This window comes from Legionella nigrisilvae (genome assembly GCF_977063395.2).
In genome coordinates this window covers 37,678-57,489 of the sequence record NZ_CDRUGZ020000022.1, presented here as the reverse complement: position 1 = coordinate 57,489, position 19,812 = coordinate 37,678, and the positions used below count along the sequence as shown (strand labels likewise).

The following is a 19,812-nucleotide window of genomic DNA, read 5'->3' as shown; positions in this document are numbered from 1 at the left end:
ATGTAAGCCCCGTATTACGGTCCTTGAGGAATAGTGGGGCCGGCTGTAACGTTTTCTTTCACCTCAGGAGCGGATGACGATCTAAGATCCTGAAGTTCCCCTCTGAGATTTTGTTGGTATTGGCTCTTATTCTCAGTATCTTTCAATTCTTCAGATAATTTATCTAATGCTTTAACTGTTTGCTTTAAAGCTTTTTTCGTTTTGCTAAAAATGCCAAACTCATGATTTTTTTTCATTTCATCAATTGTTCGTATTATTTGCATTCGCAACGTATCTATATCCTGTTTATTTTTGGTATCGACAATCGTAATATTCTGAAAAATAATCTTTAAATGCTCTTTTTTTTCTTCTAATTTTTTTACGCCACTGTGCTCTTTCCCATATTTGCTTTCGGCTTTTTTCAGATCCTGTGCAGTTATCAACTGTTGTCGGTTTATTTCTTGTTTAGCTATGGCTAAATCTGTCTCCGCCGAAGAATTTATAAGGGAGCCAAACTTAAATTGTTCAATAAAATCATGAAATGTTGTGGTTTGCGCTTTCCTTTGCGCTTCCGTTAAGAGTAATTGTGCCTTTTCCCACGTATCAAACACTCGTTGTGAAACTAAAACAGCCCCTTTATCATCCGGCTTGGCATCAATCCAGTTGTGTGATCCTGGAGGATCTTCTTTTTTGAGTACTAGATCATTAGTAATAACCATCCTCAAATTGTCTCGGCTATGATTTTTGAACCATTTTTCTGCGAATTTTGAGCCCCATTGCCCGAAAGTAAATCCTTTTTTACCATAGGCTTTGGATTCAGGAATATCAGTGTTATTCAAATTAAGGGAGCGTGACATATCTCCTTCGGGAAAATTTGAAGTTTTCCAGGCTCTTCTACTCCCCATATAAGCAACCACTTTACGGAATAAAGAGGAGTCTTCACCATCTACCCGACAGAATATTGGCTTTGTATCAGGTAATTTTTCAATATCTTTAAGTAATTTGGGACCTTTTGCTGGATTGAGATTAGATGAGAACGTTTCGGGAATGACTACCCCAAGTAATGGTACTTTCTCATCGGATTCTGTGGGAGCGAAAACAGCCTCGCGCATTCTATCTTTTACATCTTCTAAAATACTGCTTTTTGAGTGTAAATCTGAAATTCCCGTATACCCCTTATTATTGGCAGCCTGAATGACTAATTTTCTCATTTGAGAGACTTCGCGAATCACTCCACCGTCAACTGATACCACATCATTTCCCGATGTATCACCTTCTTGCTTAGGAAGAAGTTCAGTTGCTTTCTCTACAGCTGCTTTAGCAGCAAATGATTTTCCGCTTCCGGAAGGTCCTGACACAATAACAACGGGACGTTGTATCCATTTCTCCCCTTTAAAGTGTGTTGTAGAAGCTCGAAAAACTGCATTCATATATGCATGGCTATTCATTTCTTCTTCTAAGGCTAGTTTGTACAATTCAGCACCTTCTTTACCAAGAAAACGCTCCATTGAAATAGTTGCCTTTTCAGGATTTGTTTCCCGAAGCGCTAGATCGCCATGATAGTTGCCTTCTGGTGAAGCATTTTTTTTGGCAACCAGTTCTATTAATTTAGTTCTAAAAAATGTTCTATCATTGAATGTTTTATCGATTAAATCTGTACTATTTCCATGTTTTGCTGCATATTTTTGAACTTTGTCTTCATACTGTAAGTTATATTCAACAACTCCTTTATATAAGTTGCCTGCACCTCCTTTTGATAAGCGTTCACTTACAAAATGACTGTCTATTGCTTTTTGATCAACATTATCTGGCTCTTTTTGCTCTACATTAGAATTTTTTGAGATAGGTCTATAATCCCCAATCTGAGCTCTTAACTGCTCAGGTTGTGTGTGCACATTTGGATCTTTGCTAAAACTCATAATTTTCCGCCCCATTTATCGTGGTTCGATTGTTAATATCTTTTAGTAATTATAGTTTATGAATAACTGATGATCGATTTTTGATCAATTTAAGGCTCACTATTAACAGTTAAATTCTCCTGCATAATTGAATTAATAATGAACAGAACGAGATTAATTTGTCCTATAATAATACTAACTTCATTTAAATTCTTAACCTTATGGACCAAAAATTTTTTAAGATGTACGATTTAACGGCATCTAAAGAAAATACTCTAAAACGATTTTTTAATTATTTTCCCGAAAAAGAATTCTGGCGATTTTTTGTGGAACGCAGTAGATATGATTTTAGAACTGAATTGTATCGAAAATTGTTTGCTAAAATGAATGGGGTATCAGAAGAAAGTGCAAAAATAATTCCAGTTTCTGAAATTGAAGAGTGTGTAAAAGATATCACTGTTGGACAAGTATATGAGCTTGCAGATAAATTGAATGATCATGAGGCTTTAACCGCTCTAAACAATTTATTTCATGCGCAAAATAGAAAAAGTGAGCGAATTACCTCACTTTTTAACCAACATCAAGCATGGCTGGGGTTTGAGGATAATGAACCAGGCTATTTACTTAATGTAACAAAAGGATTCTGCCTTGTTGTTCAACATGTAATGTCTAATGAACCTTTAACATTAGAGTTCATTAAAGAGCTCCATAAAACCAGTACTCAGGAAGTGAAAAATATGCTCGAGCAAAAATCAGGTGAGTTTCGTAGTTATGGAGCCTCATGGCAAATGGATTCTAAATTGGACTCACTTGAAGGATTAACCGAGACCATTGATTATCTAAAATCAGTTGAGAAAAAAATGGGAATCGCGGGTTTAGATATTTCTATACTAAGTAAAGATGGGAATGAAAACATTTCAAGTTTTCTTACTGAAGATACTCATTTGCTAGCTACTAGAATATGGAACCAGCTAAAAGATGGGGCTATTATTTACTATAATTCTCGAGAAAAAACAGCTTTAGATTCCAGTAAGTTTTTACATTCAGTATGTTCAGACCATATTCTAGAATTAGAAGAAGCATTAAAACACTTTGACTCAAAACAGGGTAAACTGACTGCCATATTTACTTATTTAAAGCATGATGTGCTACATCATCCTTTTCAAGATGGGGTCGGACGTACCTATTCCATGCTTCTATTACAAGATTTATTAATGCGGGAAAATTTTTTGCCAGTCTTAATTCTTAATTCCAATATAATTCCAGGTCACTCCGTTAGAGAGCTCGTAGAAGAATATTTACGAGCAGAGAAGGAAATGGAAAAAATATTAGATGTTCCAGACTATATTTCAAGTCATGAGATGGTAAGTCCTAATGTAGATACAGTAGAGATTTTATCCCGCTTAAGTGCTGAGGAGGCTGGCATTTTCAAAGAAGCTTTTACTTTATTTCAGGAAGTAAAGGGACATTATTTAGAGTGGCATAAAACAAAAGAAGAGGGGAATTCGATTTTTAAGCCTCCTCCAACCTAGATAGAGACAGTGGATAGTGTTTTTTAAGGATTATTTTTACTGCTATAATAATCATATTGAGCTCACGGAGGAGGGTATAATATGTTTACTGGTAATCTTACACCTATTATTTCATTGGTTGCTGGAATTTTAATTCTGCTTATACCACGATTATTAAATTACATTGTAGCTATTTATCTGATTATTGCTGGCATTTTAGGTTTGGGTGTTTTGCATTAAGTTGATAGAAGCGTTCTATTTTAGGTCTTAGTTCTATTCAAGTAGACCTTATAAGACTTTTTATATCATCAAAAGATATTTGTTATTACTCTTCGCTTTTATCCAACTTGTGACCATCTAGATGTCGTTCCGCGCGCTCATTTTCTTGTCTCGCAATCTGCTTATCTTTTTTTGTCCTTCCGAATTTAACGCGATTTTCAGAGGCTGTTTTTTCTTTTTCCAAACGAATTTTGGTTTTTCTCTTTTTATTAAGATTAACAACGTTTCCCATAATAGTCTCTATCAAATAAGGTTGTATATACTATAGCGCATAATACGCGCAAATTATCAAAATACAAAATACGCCTAGGATTTGGAAATTATTTTTGGGCAAAGATAGATTCAGATGAATCTCATCAGTCAAGACTGATTAAATCCTACAATTGTTTTAACTACAGCAGGAACTGTCTTTAATTTATCTCCGGACAGTTCCTAACAAGCTATTGTCATAATTTTGCATTTTCTCTCGGATATCCCTCTTCTTCAAGATACTCCACCTCTGCGGACAGGGGTTCTACGGGGTGATAATCTGGTCCTAACAAACCGTTGCGCGTGGTGTAAGTGGCTTTTCTCGTTGGCATGATTCGCAATCCATGAAGATTCATGTCGACCAAGAATTGAGTCAACACTTGTTTTGCGAAGGGATTGGCCGGACAATGTCTTGGCCCTGCGCCGAATGAGAATAAATCCTCATCGCCTTCAAGCCATCTTTCGGGTGAAAACGATCGATTTGGTCCCTGCATAGGTCGAAAAAGGAACATCAACATTTCACCTTTTTGAAATGATACAGTTTCTCCGTTAATATTAACTTGAAAAGGTTTGAGTACCGCTCGAGGAAAATTGGGAATAGGAGTTGCTTGCCATAATGCTTCCTGAACGACTGCGCGCACATAGGGTAACTTTGTCATGTGTTTGTATGTGAATGGTTCTGTCCCCAAAACCCGAGTGATTTCCTCATACATCTTATCTGCCACATCAGGTCTTTGACTGAGTATATCCAACATGTAAAACATCGTCGCACCTATATTCGAGGAGGCGAAAATTGTAAGAGGCCCGTGTTCTCGTATAAATCGATCCTTTTCGATAAGATCCCTCACAATCTTTGCTTGTGGATTGTGTTCATCAAAGTGGGTACATTCATCAAAATTCATCTCCGGATGTAATTGTTCGGCACGAAATATCCCCAAATCCCATATGTAATTATTCCCTTTGCAAATGTTTTCAATATTTGCAAAAAGAAGTTTTTGGGCAATATCAGCCATCGCTCTGCTTGTTACCCGAAAGTCAGCTCGTAAACTTGGATGGGCTAAGCGGCTTAAGGGATCCATACTTGCTTTTGTAATTAGACGGGTTGCATCCATGAAAATTTTGTGAGTATCTGGTGGTAAAGCTGACAGATCATGGGTGCCTACAAAACATGCGGCAATGCAACCTATTGTATGCCATGCCACACAGGCATAAAGGTCTTCAAAGCCTCCATTGGATGCCAGTTGCATCGAGTCAAAGGTACGATTGTTTACTTCTGCGATTTTTTTGAAATTTATGGATCCACGAGCAATGGTGTTCAAAAAAACTTTGCGCGGTTCAGAAGCCGCCACTCCATCTTCCGCGAAAAAAACCCTTCCTACCATATGAGTAAAAGGTTCAAGGATATCTCCCCGGCCAAGCTCTGGATGTTTTGTCAGTAGTTCTTTTGCAATTTTGCCATCAGTTACCATATATACGCATTGGGTTCCAATGTAAATTTTGAAAAACTTTTGTTTTGTACGTGCGGCCATCTCATAAAAGAAAGGCGAAGCTCCCTGATCAAATAAACGCCCTAAGTTACGCCACCCTTGTTGGTGTTGGGGTAACGCTTTAGAAGATGTCTCTGCCTCGGATATTTCGGCCAATGCTTCATGCGGAGATGTTGCTGTATTTTGGGAATAGGGACATGTATTTGTATTTTTCGGGTTAAATAATTTCGCTTTCATTTTTGATTCTTCCTTCAATTATTAAAAAACTAATGTTTTTATTTGGTCGAATCCATAAAGTCTATGATCGATGTTTCTATCGATGATTTATGCTTCTAAAATTAAAAACTTTGTTTTTTAAAGCAGGTAATAACATAAACATACATTATTTTCTATAACCGGCTGATTATTAATTTGATTATGAACTTTCTCTTTATTATTTAAGCTGACTGACTATAAAACTGCACACTATTAAATCATCCTATAGGGTAGATAGATGCATTAAGTTAGTAGTACGACTTCCATTTTGCATTCTTCCGTCTTAATTTTTAGTGACTGTTCGCTATTTTTGCGCTGTGTCGATAGGAAAAAAAATCATAAAAATGATGAATGGAACATTTTTTTGCTGCAAATCTGGATAAAATACTGTACAATATATGACTAATTTTTATCCATTAACTTTAATAAGAGCGCTATGACTGATTTAAACCTTTATAGAAATATTGGTATCTTCGCCCACGTGGATGCCGGAAAAACCACTACGACAGAACGTATCCTTAAGCTCACTGGTAAAATCCACAAGATTGGTGAAGTTCATGATGGTGAATCAACAACCGATTTTATGGTACAGGAAGCGGAGCGGGGTATTACCATCCAATCAGCTGCAGTCAGTTGCTTCTGGAAAGGTCATCGCTTCAATATTATCGATACCCCAGGACACGTGGACTTCACAGTAGAAGTATATCGTTCACTAAAAGTTCTCGATGGTGGTATCGGGGTATTCTGTGGTTCTGGCGGCGTGGAACCTCAGTCTGAAACCAATTGGCGTTATGCGAACAATTCAAAAGTATCTCGTTTGATTTTCGTAAACAAGCTGGACCGAATTGGCGCCAACTTCTTGAAGGTAACCGAGCAAATTAAAAAAGTATTAGGTGCCCATCCACTAATTATGACATTGCCTATTGGCTTCGAAGACAGTTTCGTAGGTGTTGTCGATTTATTAACTCGTCAAGCCTATGTTTGGGATGAATCTGGTCAGCCTGAAAACTACAAAGTTACTGACATACCAGCCGATATGCAGGACGATGTTGAAATGTATCGCGCGCAATTAATTGAAACAGCGCTTGAAATGGATGACGAACTGTTAATGGCTTATCTGGAAGGAGAGGAACCCTCAATTGAAGAAATTAAACGTTGTATCCGTAAAGGTACTCTGGAATTAACATTCTTCCCAACTTATTGCGGTTCGGCCTTTAAAAATAAAGGAATGCAACTATTATTGGATGCAGTAGTTGACTATTTACCAGCTCCACATGAAGTTAATCCACAACCTTTGACTGATGCTGAAGGTAAACCAAATGGCCAATTCGCTATCGTCTCTCCAGATGAGCCATTCCGCGCCTTAGCATTTAAAATTATGGATGATCGTTTTGGTGCTTTAACGTTCGTACGTATTTATTCAGGAAAATTGAATAAAGGGGACACGATTCTTAATTCCTTCACCGGTAAAACGGAACGTGTTGGCCGTATGGTTGAAATGCAAGCTGATGAGCGTATTGAATTGCAAAGCGCTGAAGCAGGGGACATTATAGCGATTGTGGGGATGAAAAACGTTCGAACCGGTCATACTCTTTGCGATCCAAATCACGAGTGTACACTGGAAGCGATGGTTTTCCCTGAGCCCGTTATTTCTATTGCAGTCACGCCAAAAGATAAAGGCGCTACTGAAAAAATGTCTATTGCTATTGGTAAGATGGTTGCAGAAGATCCCACATTTAGAGTGGAAACTGATCAAGATTCCGGTGAAACCATTCTCCGTGGCATGGGTGAATTACATCTTGATATTAAGGTGGATATTCTCAAACGTACCTACGACGTTGAATTGATAGTTGGTCAACCCCAGGTTGCTTACCGCGAAACCATTACTAAAGCAGTTCAAGACAGCTATACCCATAAAAAACAATCAGGTGGTGCGGGTCAATACGGTAAAATCGACTACACAATTAGTCCAGGCGAGCCCAACACTGGATTTACTTTTATCACATCTGTTGTGGGTGGAAACGTTCCCAAAGAATTCTTCCCTGCAATTGAGAAAGGGTTCCGCTCAATGATGGACTCAGGTACTTTAGCAGGTTTCCCTGTATTAGATGTTGTAGTGGACCTGACTGATGGTGCTTACCATGCCGTTGACTCTTCGGCAATTGCATTTGAGATCGCGGCAAAAGGTGCATTTCGACAATCAATACCCAAAGCTGCTCCACAATTACTTGAGCCAATCATGAAGGTTGATGTTTATAGTACGGAAGACGATGTGGGTAACGTGATTGGTGACTTGAACCGTCGTCGAGGTATGATCTCAGGCCAAGAACCGAGTGCAGCTGGCGTCCGCATTAAGGCTGATGTTCCTCTTTCAGAAATGTTTGGTTACATTAGTACATTGCGTACTCTGACCTCTGGTCGTGGCCAATTCTCAATGGAATTCTCTCATTATGCTGCTTGTCCAAACAACGTAGCTGAAGCAGTTATTGCTAAAGAGAAGGAAAAGAAAGCTGCAGCTATGGCGTAATATAGCCTGTATCATTAAAAAAGCTCCATCAGAACAAACTGATGGAGCTTTTTTTTAGTCCAAATAAACGAGTAACCTTTAAGGAGAATCTCAAAGGGGTTACTTTTCAATGTAGCACCTATTTATAAAAATTGTGCGTCTGCGAGCAAATAGTCGAAATGTGACTTAGTTTACCAAACTATAATTTTAGAGATTTAGGAGTTGGTTGCCGAGCTGAGTTCGACTTTGAAGTATTGTTGAAATTTATGTTTTCCAGATCCACTACTAATTTTGAATTTTTATTTCCAATTTGATTTATAAATGGACAGATAATATACTAATTAAAACAAATACCTCAGGTATCTTATATGCAAGAGAAATCGGATTTAGTTTATCCTTCCTGTTATTATCAAATTGATCGAACAGAAGCTGAAAAACGGCTTAAAAATATGCCGTTTAGAACGTTCGTATTACGTCCAAGTAGTCAAAAAGATGCAATTGCGGCAATGAGTATCGTTGTCAGAGGGCGAGATAATCAAATCAAGGTCACCCATTTTTTAGTGAACAAAAATCCAGAGGACAATACCCTTATATTGCAAAATCACCAGGGTTCTTACAAAGATCTGACCACAATGGTAAATAGACTTCTAGTTCGACATTGGATTCCTTTTAATCAAATTGAAGCGGTAAAGGGAAGAGATAAATTACCTGGATGTTCGCTACTATCGCTAAATTGGAAGCAATTGGAGCTTAATGAAGAGCAAATTAAAAATGCCTTAAAGGATAAAAAAATTGGAACATTTGTTTTCTCACTGGGGAAAGAAAATGGCGAATATCCTTGGGTTATGAGTTTAAAAATCAGTACGTTTACTTATCTTGATTTTGGTATTTATATTAAAAAAAATGGTTTCTGTGAAAAACCACTTCTGGATCCCTTGGGAAACAAATCTATAATTGAAATTCCAAAGTCACTAGATGAAATCATCAGCTTAAATGCAGGCAAATACTTTGTAGATGAAGTCACTTATAATTCTGCTAAAGGCGAACTTATAAGTTTACCCATCTTTACAGAGCCCTTTAAACTTAAGAAAACAACAATTCAAAGTTATATTCATTCAACTGAAACAGGTGATTTAGATCAAATAAAGCAACTTTTTGGAACCTTGTCTAAGATTCAAAAAAGGGCACTGTTAAAACTTCCTTTTTACATTAAATTAAACTCAGCTGAACGAGATTTTACCCAAGGCTACACCGCGAAACCGATTGATTTAGCATCACATCAGGAAATAAAAGATTTTTTAACCAAAGAAGAAGAAAAAGTAAATAATTTAACACCCAATGCGCTTATGGGGTTGTTTAAACAATATGCGCTACCAAAAGATTTGGCTAAGCAAATTGCTGAGTACTTGGATTTTAGCGATGGATTGCATCTATCTCAAATAAATAAAGAAGCGCACGAGACAACGAATCCTGGGGTAGAGGAGAATAATAATCCCAAGCATTGAACGAGCTAAGCTAGTTGTTGAGTACACATGATATTCCTTGTATGCACGAGCACTTATAAAAATCAGATTAAGAGCTTTTTCGAGTCGCTGTTTCATTTGAGCCTTTTGAAGCTCTGTAAAGCATATTTGAGTCTTAATCTAGGTCTGGATGCTTGGGAGTGAATATAAGAGCCTATTGTAATACAGATTGGTTCGGAAGGAGATGCTGTCGCAATAAAAAACAGGCGTGTTTGGACAGGCAATAATAAACTCTATAATTAGCATCCAATTTATTTCAATTTTTCTAATAAAATAATATCAGTGCCACGGATTTGTGATATTTTTTTTACGCTAACTGATGTTTGCTGGAGTATGCTTTGTATCTCAGAAAATAAATCCAGCCCATGATGTTTTAATGAGCGTAATAAAAAATATGCCTTCCCTTTGTCAGCGAGCGAATTTTCCAGTGCTCTAATAAAACTCTGAAAAGAACTATCTAAATAAAATCTACAACGATTTTTAAATTGGGAAGGAGAGAGAACTCCGTGTTCTGGGTGGAAATAGGGGGGATTGCTGACGATCAAATCAAATTTTTCTTCCCATTTCTTTTCACATAACTCATCATAATTTAAAAGTTGCCAACGAAATTTCAATTCGGGTCGATTAATGTGGGCCAAGTTATAAAAAAAGTATTCGGTATAAACATCCTGAATCTCAATAAAATCAATCTGCCGGATTGCAGGTAGATGCCATGATAATTCGAACCCAATGACACCGCATCCTGCACAGAGATCTAATACTCGTAGCGAATCAATATCGGTATGAGATTTCAATTGTGCTGCGACAAATTTGGCAAGATAAATTGAATCAAGACTGAAATGATATTCGTCAGGTTGCTTGTAATTATAAGTGAAATCTATATTCAGTTCGTTTTGCATAAATCATTTTGAATTATTTTTCGCAATTATAGCCCTAATGAGCTTTATTTTGTCTATTGTTCCCTACTTATATTCATGTTGATGGCAGATAATGGGTTGTTAAAGATGAATAATGTGACACTGCTTGCGAAGAAGCAATGGCTCAGTGATTATTTGGCATTAGGTAAATTGTAGCTTACTGGTTTCAACATCATATTCATAAATTTTATAAGAACCCACTATACCTATTTTTTTTGAGCAACGTAGCTCTTTAGATTGAGTAACACTATAAATAAAGTTTGCCAACTCATTGATATTTTACTCTTTCCCTTTACCGTACTGTTCCCTTAATGCTAGTTGCTCTTCAGAAATTTGATGCGGCGCTCCATCATTTCCCAACCACCAATCTAAGGAAAAGGTACTATACCAAGATTGGTAAATGATAAATGTTACTGATTCTTCATTAAGTAATTTTTCAATAACAAACGTATGGTAGTCCTTGCCTATTTGGAGTAGAAATAACCTATCGTCGCGTTGATTGTTTATAAGTCGTTCTTGCATTACCTGTTGAATAAAATATAAACTTGTGAATTGCTCTGGCTTTTCAAATCCTTTTTGTTTTCCACATAGATAATTTATCAGCTCACGTGCCAGATCCTTACAATAATGTTTTTTGAGTTTTCCATCCCTTATTCCTTCTTGTACTCGATCTAATGTACTTTTTGCACTTAATTGCTCGTAGGTATTATCTAAAAAAAATCGATGCATGGTTAAAATATTAAGTCTGGTGCTAAACTCTTATCATTTTATATTAATTTTCTAGATTGTAGCGATCAATATGGAGGCAAACTGCTTTAATTTTGGTTGGATAGAAATAAATAAGACGCTACATTCCTTTTATCTAAATAAATCTGGATTGGTTTATACTTGATTAAGAGTACGTCTTAGAGAGATCAATCCCCGGGGATAGGTCTTGCATTGCTGTTTCAAGTTTATCTAATACCGACTCTATACCATATTCTGAAGCCTCAAAGATTAATCCAGAGAAAACTGCTTTTTTTGCCTTAAATAGATTGGTGGCAACTTCATCTCGAATCATTTTGCTCTTTTTTGACTCAAGCGCTTTAAGAGCCTGAAAATATTCTTGCATCTCTATGCTGGGATTAATATATTTTACTCCTTCATTAATAAGATTTTTTGTCGTGAATTGAAACATTTCATAGTTCATTGCTTGTCGATACAGTGGATCGGCAGCAATATTCTGACAACTTTGTAACAATGCCAGGAGGTTATTAGCAGTCAAATGAATATCTTGCTCGATAGTTAACGAGACGAGCGTTGTCACATCCTTACAAAAGGCATTGAGTCCTTCTAATATACTAATATTTCCTTGCTTATCAAAATCCGCCCATTTACTAAATGTTCTTACTTGTTGATGAGCCCCATTGAGGACCTTTTCTATCCATTTAAATTCATAGGCGTCAATTTCCTGTTGTGCACCCGCTCTATCAATAGTCAGTAAGATCTTACTATGTACTCGTTGGTGCTCTCTACCCACTCCTTTGATGGATGTTTCTTTGTGCGTTAGATATGCATTTCTTTCATGGCTAGGTTTTATAAATTGCTCATGTACTACATTTTTATTGGCAATCACATCAATATATAACCCATGGTCATCAAGTAGCTTTTTTTGTAATTTTTTAGCAAATCCTAATCCTTCGCATATACTCATTACCAGTGTCAACCGGGGTATTACATTTGGATTTTTAAAATCTGGATTTGTTAGGAGTTTTCCAAAATAGATAGCAACATCATTTAAATCATATATTTTTGCATCGCCTTGTTGTTTATCAAGAACCATATCGACTAATTCTTCTCTCCCATGAGCCGAAAAATATATTTTACTACGGTTTGTAATCGGTCTAGGAAAGAAATCAGGATTCTGCAACGTTTTAAGATCACACCCATCTGGTAGTTTCACGAGTATTGTCGGGCTTTCATGAATGATAAGTGTATCAATATTTGCCGTAATTTGATCTTGAGTCAAATTGATGTAAATGAGTTTATCATATTTGGTATCCATGACAGAACTCCATAAGTGATTCCGTATATTCTTAGAGTATAGCTTTTATAGAGCTGAGTAGTTTAACGACTGTCTTGGAACAACTCGTTTAAGACAGTCATCTTTGCATTGTCTCTAAGGCTACTTACCAAGGCTGCATTTTGAAAGGAGATGGAGTGAAAATTTTTTGTTCCTTCTCATTCATTTCATACTCCTCTCCTGTAGAGGGGAACGGTTTAAGTTCCATTGAGCGCGGATTAGGGACAGCGCTCTGATCGTTCTTAAGTTTGTCCTTTACCTGTACTTTAGGTAGTAAATTATTCGCTAATCCTCTAATAAATTCATCGTATATGGCCAATGTTGGCATAGTAATACGAAGAGAAGTTATAGTACCTTCTTTGTCTAGAGAAACCTGTGCACAGGCCTCTGCAAGATGATGTTCTTCTGTAAACTTATGGAAGTCTTTTATAATCACTTCGAGGAATTTTTTTAATTCTCTTCTTTGTTCTTCAGTTAATGAATTATACTCACAAAGCAACTTAATAGTTAGCGTTTTTGATTCGCGATCATTGTCAACCAACAATCGACCTTGAATGATTAATTCCTCAATTATTTTCGAGTCAAAACGTTGTTCATCTAAAGGTTCTAAATCAGAATTGCCTATCAATTCATCAGTAGTGATAACTAATTTACGTGGTTTAGTTAAAAAGTTATCTTCACCAGGATTTGCTTTTTTTTCAGATGCCTTAATAGAAGTAGCATCACTATTCTCACTGCTATCACGGTTAGCTCCATGACCCGAGCAAACGCGCTTTGGTGCTATTTCTTTAAAACAAACCCGACAACGTACCTTTGCTGCTTCCTCAGCAGCTTCTTTTTTTTCTGCTTCTTTTCTAAATTGTTGTAAAGCGAATGCTATAGATGATGTTTTAGGTTCATTGGCTATTATGGATTCAGCAACAGGTTGATATATTTGGTTAGTTTTTTTCATGAGAATACTCCGGTACACGTTCATAATGATAATCTGAATAAATATTGATTATTTATTTGTTAGTATACCGATTTAATAAAAATCAATTGTATATAAAATGTACATTCGATATTGGTTTGTTTGCTTCCCTCCGTATATCTATGTAAAACTTACCAAAGAAAAGATTTCAAAAATTCGTTTCAATTTGTTTTATAGAGGCTGAGACAAAACCAATGAAAGATAAATCAATATTGCTTGTGGAAGATAATATTAAGCTCGCCAATTACCTTAAAGAAAGCTTACAAGAAGCCGGTTATGATGTCTCTATCGAAAAACGTGGAGATAAAGCGGTCTATCGCATTATCCGTGAGCAACCTGCTTTAGTACTATTAGATATCATGCTACCTGGAATGAATGGGGATCAAGTATGCCACACCATTAGAGAAGAATATTTAGGAAAAATACTCATGTTAACAGCAGTTCATGATATTGAAAGCGAAGTATCCTCTTTAAACCTTGGAGCAGATGACTATTTAACCAAACCTTTTGCAGACGAAGTTTTAAAAGCAAGGATAGAAGCTTTGTTACGTAGACCTAATTTAGTTAATAATCAAAATCAATTTCAATTTGGAAATTTTTCTATCAATTTTAGTACTAAAAGTGTATCTCTCTTTGGAAAAGAAATTTCAATAAGTACAACTGACTTTGAAGTTCTTGCTTTGTTGGTAAAGAATCATGATAGGCTGCTTAGTAGAGATAGTATTATGTATGCTCTTTCTGGGCACGAATATGATGGGGTTGACAGAAGTATTGATTTAAAAATATCACGTTTAAGAAAAGCATTAAATGATAATAGTAACAAGCCTTATCGTATAAAAACAATTCATAAAAAAGGATATGTTTTTGTATCAGAAGCTTGGGTATAGAGGGTTAATTGCAGTAAAAACAACAGCTGTACAATTTATATACACTTCGCTCAAGAATTCTTGATAAGATTAAAACATCAAATTTATTTTTAAGCGGAATTCGACAATATGGCTACTCCTCCTTTAATGATTGCACTACAGCTGATCGCTCAAATTGGTCATGTTCCATCTGTTAGTTATGGTTGTGTTGAAACTTCAAATCACGATGAGCATGAGTTTATAAGAACCTCAATATCTGTTGGCAAAAAATCTACCGACTCTGGAATGGATGTAGATGATAAAACTAGGTTTCCAGGATCTTCGCTTAGTAAAATTGTTTTTACTTATTTAGTGTTGCAGTTGGTCAAGGATAAACACATCGATTTGGACGAACCATTATATAATATACTCCAATATAAGCGATTCTTAGTGGCTGGAGAGTACCCCACAAAAGCGAAGGAATTAACGGCTCGACATGTATTATCGCATACTACAGGTTTGCCCAATTTTGGAGGAAGTTTATCTTCCACCCTTATTTTTGACCCTAAATCAGAGTTAGGTAAGGGATACTCTTATTCAGGCGAGGCTTTTCTGTACTTGCAAAAAGTCATAGAAACCAAAATGGGTAAAGATTTAGAGATGTTGGCTAAAGAATATGTTTTTGATCCCTTAGAAATGGAGCGTTCTACATTTATACCCCCCCTTAAATCCGACACCAATGTGGTAAGTGTTCATACTGAGCTAGGAAAACCGGTTCCAATTTATGTGGGCGACCCTTCTGTTAACGCCGCTGGATCGTTATTGACCACGGGTGAAGATTTTTCGAAATTCATCGCTGGCTGGTTAGAGAATATAGATGATCCCATCCTAAAGCAGGCATTTGAACCCAGGAGTACGGAGGATCTAATGACTTGTGGCTTGGGCTGGCATCTATATAGACAAAAAGACGAACTAGTAGCCTATCAATTTGGTGAAAACCCTAATACGCGAGCTTTTATTGCGATCAATGTAACCACTAAAAAGGGAGCCGTTTTTTTTACCAATTCAGAAAATGGAATGAGTATTGCAAATCAGGTGTTCAATTCCCAAGCTTTAGTACGAATTGGCACCCTGCAAGAGCTTTATAAACACTTACATTATGCTCAAAGCGACGAACCTGGGTGGCAGGAAACAATTTTAGGAAAAATTGCTGAAGTTGATGGTAAATTTGAAGAGGCGAGAGGTTATTTTGAAAGGGCCGCTGAGGTTGCACCCACAGACGAAACCAAATTACGACGTCTACAATGGTTTAATGCGATACATGATCTTCCATTAGAAAAAGAATTTACTACCTCCTTGAAGGCTTTTGTTGGAAACTATGAGAATCGTTATAACGATGATGTGGAAATGTCCATACGAGAGGGGAGTTTGATCTTCAAGCAATTTGATGAGGAGATTAAATTGATACGAATAACTGAGACTGATTTTTTGCCAGAAAAGGACCAAACGTTCAAAATAAGATTTGATGGAGAAAAAATGAGCATTAGTTACGTGCACGGGGGGTTGGATAAATGTTTATCCAAAAAGGCTTCACCAAAATCTCTATTGACCTATAAGGAGGAAATGCAACAATTGAGAGAATCTCAGCCTGGTTATCTCAGCGCAGAAACAAAATCCCAATTTTATTTATGATATAAGAGGCAAGAAGGTAGCGTACTAAAAATTTAGCTGATAGGAACTGATTCTAAAGTCCCTAATCCTGCATTCATTTCTAATGATTAAACGTTTCGTCTTGGTAGCTCAATTGTAAATCGAGCGCCTTTTAGTATAGGAGAGTGTGTAGCGAAGACTTTTCCTGAATGAAGAGTAAGAATTTTTTTTACAATAGCTAATCCTAAACCAATATGTTTATCGCCAATTTCGATGTTTTCAGCAATGTTGTATTCAGAAAAAATGTCATTCATGCTCTCATTTGATAAGCCAGGACCATCATCATCTATGTGAATATAAATATGATTATTATCCTGCGAGAGGGTCACAGAAATATTTTGTACTGCAAATTTCATGGCGTTTGTAATCAAATTAGTAACCGCATGTTTTAAAATATTTTTATCGATACATGCTTCTAAATAATTTAACTCATTAGTATGTAATGTAATTTTAAATCTGGATAAAGAATAAGGTTCTAATAACTCTCTTAACCAGACTATCATATTTGTGCTAGATGGTTTTAATTTTAATTCGCTGGAATGCATTTTTGAGTAGATCAAGAAGGTGCTGACGATGCGGTTCATATTTGCAATATCTTCCTGGATGCTATGCACCTGTTTATTGAGTAATACATCCTCTGTGTTTTTTCTTTTGATACTATCAGTTGCCATCTGTATGGTTGATAATGGTGTTCTAATTTCATGCGCGACAAATCGACACATTTGTTTGTGTGATTCAATCAGATCCTTTAATCGCTCACCCATATGTATGATATTTATATAAAGACCATACAAAACAGAGGTAGCTCCTATTTTCTGATGAAAGTCGAAATTTCCTTCACTAAATTGCTTTGTAATCTGATATACCTTTTTCATATTTTTCACAAAAAGCAGAGAGAAAAATGTAATAAGACAAAGGGAAAAGAAAAAGAAAGCCCATATAAAATAGTACATTACATCACTAATTCTCGTTGTAACTGGCAGATAGCTAAGTGGGCCAATTTTGAGGATTCCACCATTAAAACCATAATAAAAAATACTAATTTGTGAGGAGTTTTGAGATGTTTCAAATACAAGACGCTCTGTTGATAAAGAATTATTTAGGGTGCTGGGCAAGAGGTTACTATTGGGTTGATAAACATGGAGTGGAAAGCCATATATCTTTTCTAATTTTAATAGTTCTTGATCCCAGTTATTTTTGGGTTTTAATAATAAATATTCCACGATTTGTTTTAAAGTAGGGCTCATGTAATGAAAAATAACTTGGGCTGGATCTGAAAAGTAATAAGATAATGCATAGGATGTATTACCAATTTTTTTTAATGCTGTATGTTGAACAAGAACCAGGTTGAGAAATTGATACGTTGTACCGGATAAGTAAATTATCTGACCTCGATTTAATTGGTTTTTCTGGTTAGAGGTAAGTTTTAGACGGTCGATTGGTATAAGGTGAACATGATTATCAGTCTTGTTCTTTATTATCCCATCCCAGTTTGATTCTGGGGTATTAATAAGTTCATATTCCAAACTAGTTAAAAGTCCTTGTGACATTGTTTTTCCGGCATTAATAACAATATCTGTCTCAACTGACTTTAAATATTTAAAAAAAGCTAAAGCAAAAATTAAAAAAATTCCAAAGAACGCGGTCAAAATTTTAATATATACATTAAATTTCATTACTAAGCACTCTACGTGTTGAACGAGTTGTTTGTGGCGCAAACGCCTCGCCAATAAAATAGAGTGGTCGTTTTTGATTCATTTTTGGTTATATCCAGGTTTATATTATATCAATCTTATAATTAGCCTAATGGTGAATCAAGAATCTATCGATTGTATACAATGATGAGACGATGAATTTGTGGTGCCAGAAACCCAACCGATCTTTTGTTTATTATCGGGAATATGCTCTTCTATGCGTTTAATCATGTAGGGGAAAAACGGATTGGATGAAAGTCGAAGGATGGAATCTAAACTCATGATGAGGACATTTCGTTCACCACGCGAAGCCGTTGTTCCTAATTGGATGCCATATTTTTTTGAATCTGGAAAAAGTCCATATAAACTGTCGGTTACCGGAAAGGGGATGGCAACATGTGACAACGAGTAAACATCGGGAGGATAGGCCAATCCTATAGGTGAGACATGTTCATGTACTGTTCCAGCTTCAGTGACACGCTCGACAGCATCAATACTGTCGAAACTTGCATTGGTGATGATTACAGTGCGAAATTTTCGTGGAGGCGCATTTAAAAGCTTTATCACTGCTGTATCTGCGGAAGGACGTAATAACAGACCTAATTTAGCAGCGCGATTCAAATCAAATAATACTAATTCACTACCATTTGCAGGAAGGTTTGCATAAAAAGCAGTAATTATTGCATGTGTACTCACGGTAAAATCCATTACAGACTGGAACGTCAATACTGGTGGAAGTTCTATAAGTCGATCTTCCTTGGCAAGGCGTACTATTTGTTGTTGTAATGCGGCAGTTAGACGATGAGACTGGCGTGCTCCATTGACCGGAAAAGAGTTGTATTTAAATGGATTGAACTCAGGAAGGATACTGAGCCAAGCGGCTTTTGCAAAAGGAGGTAAGATAGCCGGGAGAGCAGCAAATCCAACGAAGCGAGCGAAGCGCGTGATTCCTATCATAGGTGAAATTAGGATAATTTTATCGGGTCGTGTTAGCTGTTTGTTTTCAAGAGAATCAAGAGCGTACTTTAAAGCCAGTGCGCCGCCATTCGAAAAACCTATGAGATGAAGAGGTTTTGAGGACCCTATGCGTCTTCGTGCTTCTCGTACGGCTAGCCTGGTGGCCGCTAACCAATCTTCCCATTTAACATCTGTGAGCGCAGCAGGTACTGTGCCATGAGCAGGTAGTCTGATAGCAATAACAACATAACCATGAGCTACATATCGTCTGGCAATATGGCGCAGACTATAAGGTGAGTCCGTTAGTCCATGTAAAAATACAGCTGCTCCAATAGCGGTACCCCGGGGTTCAATTATATAGGAGTGATTCCAATCAGTGGAAAATTTTTTCGGATAAACTGGGCTTCCAGAGAAATATCGATTTATTGGAACACGTTCTTTACTCTTTAATTGTTCAGTGACTTCGATCCGTACAGCATCAAAAAGGGCATCTTCTATTCTTATATATTGAGCCCAATTAAGTTTATCCAGTTCTTGGGCATGTTTTTCTTTTGGAACGTAAGTATGCCATAACTCTAGGGCCGGTCCCCGTTGTGAATCGAATATCCTTAACCCAAGCAAAATTAAAAGAGCTAAGCAGACAAACTTAATTACCGACTTAAATAATTTAAATAATCTAGCTCTCATTGATGGGCTCTTTTAATACTCACACTTAAGATTTTTAGGATACCATTTAGTTTTAATAAAGTATCCTCATTAAAATACGACGACACTCTGCTAAAACTCTCTGATGGAGACTCAACTCTCATTCCGTCCTGGAGGTGCATTATCTTCTGAGTACTGCTCCACGACCGCCAACTAACGCATGTATTATTCACTCGGTATGTTCAACTTTCAAAAATTTTATTGGTTTTGACTATACTTAAACGCAGAGAATAAGAACAAACTCCGATTTGTTTGGATTTTAGAG

Annotated in this window: 15 protein-coding genes; 6 read left to right on the top strand and 9 right to left on the bottom strand. The window is 36.6% G+C overall.

What is annotated here, in order from left to right; genetic code table 11:
• Positions 1-14: 14 nt before the first annotated feature.
• Entirely contained in the window at positions 15-1,898 is a 1,884-nt protein-coding gene (locus ACWTE2_RS13450) for a hypothetical protein (RefSeq protein WP_454785751.1), read from the bottom strand.
• Between the two features lie 221 nt (positions 1,899-2,119).
• On the opposite strand from ACWTE2_RS13450, the gene ACWTE2_RS13445 reads away from it, so the two are divergent.
• Both ACWTE2_RS13445 and ACWTE2_RS13440 read left to right on the top strand, forming a co-directional pair.
• Positions 2,120-3,409, top strand: a complete 1,290-nt coding sequence (locus ACWTE2_RS13445; RefSeq protein WP_454785750.1) for a hypothetical protein — start codon at positions 2,120-2,122, stop codon at positions 3,407-3,409.
• Positions 3,410-3,490: 81 nt separating this feature from the next.
• Positions 3,491-3,628, top strand: a complete 138-nt coding sequence (locus tag ACWTE2_RS13440; protein ID WP_182393470.1) for a DUF3096 domain-containing protein — start codon at positions 3,491-3,493, stop codon at positions 3,626-3,628.
• Positions 3,629-3,713: 85 nt separating this feature from the next.
• Here ACWTE2_RS13440 and ACWTE2_RS13435 read toward each other — a convergent pair whose 3' ends face one another.
• Together ACWTE2_RS13435 and ACWTE2_RS13430 are read right to left on the bottom strand one after the other, a co-directional pair.
• Positions 3,714-3,899, bottom strand: coding sequence for a DUF4169 family protein (locus ACWTE2_RS13435; protein WP_454785749.1), 186 nt, complete (start codon positions 3,897-3,899; stop codon positions 3,714-3,716).
• A gap of 214 nt (positions 3,900-4,113) precedes the next feature.
• Entirely contained in the window at positions 4,114-5,640 is a 1,527-nt protein-coding gene (locus tag ACWTE2_RS13430; RefSeq protein WP_454785748.1) for a cytochrome P450, read from the bottom strand.
• A gap of 454 nt (positions 5,641-6,094) precedes the next feature.
• On the opposite strand from ACWTE2_RS13430, the gene fusA reads away from it, so the two are divergent.
• On the top strand, positions 6,095-8,185 hold the full coding sequence (gene fusA, locus ACWTE2_RS13425; protein ID WP_454785747.1) for an elongation factor G: 2,091 nt from the start codon (positions 6,095-6,097) through the stop codon (positions 8,183-8,185).
• A 347-nt stretch (positions 8,186-8,532) separates the two neighbouring features.
• A complete protein-coding gene (locus tag ACWTE2_RS13420) occupies positions 8,533-9,669 on the top strand; it encodes an SH2 domain-containing protein (RefSeq protein ID WP_454785746.1) in 1,137 nt (378 codons plus the stop codon).
• 269 nt (positions 9,670-9,938) lie between these two features.
• On the opposite strand, the gene ACWTE2_RS13415 is transcribed toward ACWTE2_RS13420, so the two are convergent.
• The 4 genes from ACWTE2_RS13415 to ACWTE2_RS13400 form a co-directional block, all read right to left on the bottom strand.
• Positions 9,939-10,586, bottom strand: coding sequence for a methyltransferase (locus ACWTE2_RS13415; protein ID WP_454785745.1), 648 nt, complete (start codon positions 10,584-10,586; stop codon positions 9,939-9,941).
• A gap of 297 nt (positions 10,587-10,883) precedes the next feature.
• Positions 10,884-11,333, bottom strand: a complete 450-nt coding sequence (locus tag ACWTE2_RS13410) for a hypothetical protein (protein ID WP_454785744.1) — start codon at positions 11,331-11,333, stop codon at positions 10,884-10,886.
• 163 nt (positions 11,334-11,496) lie between these two features.
• On the bottom strand, positions 11,497-12,648 hold the full coding sequence (locus tag ACWTE2_RS13405) for a hypothetical protein (protein ID WP_454785743.1): 1,152 nt from the start codon (positions 12,646-12,648) through the stop codon (positions 11,497-11,499).
• 124 nt (positions 12,649-12,772) lie between these two features.
• The gene (locus ACWTE2_RS13400) at positions 12,773-13,618 is read right to left on the bottom strand and encodes a hypothetical protein (RefSeq protein ID WP_454785742.1); all 846 of its coding nucleotides are present in this window, start codon (positions 13,616-13,618) and stop codon (positions 12,773-12,775) included.
• A 212-nt stretch (positions 13,619-13,830) separates the two neighbouring features.
• Between ACWTE2_RS13400 and ACWTE2_RS13395 the strand changes: the two genes are divergently transcribed.
• The gene (locus ACWTE2_RS13395) at positions 13,831-14,523 is read left to right on the top strand and encodes a response regulator (RefSeq protein WP_454785741.1); all 693 of its coding nucleotides are present in this window, start codon (positions 13,831-13,833) and stop codon (positions 14,521-14,523) included.
• A 108-nt stretch (positions 14,524-14,631) separates the two neighbouring features.
• Positions 14,632-16,173, top strand: a complete 1,542-nt coding sequence (locus tag ACWTE2_RS13390) for a serine hydrolase domain-containing protein (protein WP_454785740.1) — start codon at positions 14,632-14,634, stop codon at positions 16,171-16,173.
• Positions 16,174-16,259: 86 nt separating this feature from the next.
• On the opposite strand, the gene ACWTE2_RS13385 is transcribed toward ACWTE2_RS13390, so the two are convergent.
• On the bottom strand, positions 16,260-17,867 hold the full coding sequence (locus ACWTE2_RS13385) for a sensor histidine kinase (RefSeq protein ID WP_454785739.1): 1,608 nt from the start codon (positions 17,865-17,867) through the stop codon (positions 16,260-16,262).
• A gap of 138 nt (positions 17,868-18,005) precedes the next feature.
• Positions 18,006-19,529, bottom strand: a complete 1,524-nt coding sequence (locus tag ACWTE2_RS13380) for an alpha/beta hydrolase (RefSeq protein WP_454785738.1) — start codon at positions 19,527-19,529, stop codon at positions 18,006-18,008.
• Between the last annotated feature and the right edge of the window lie 283 nt (positions 19,530-19,812).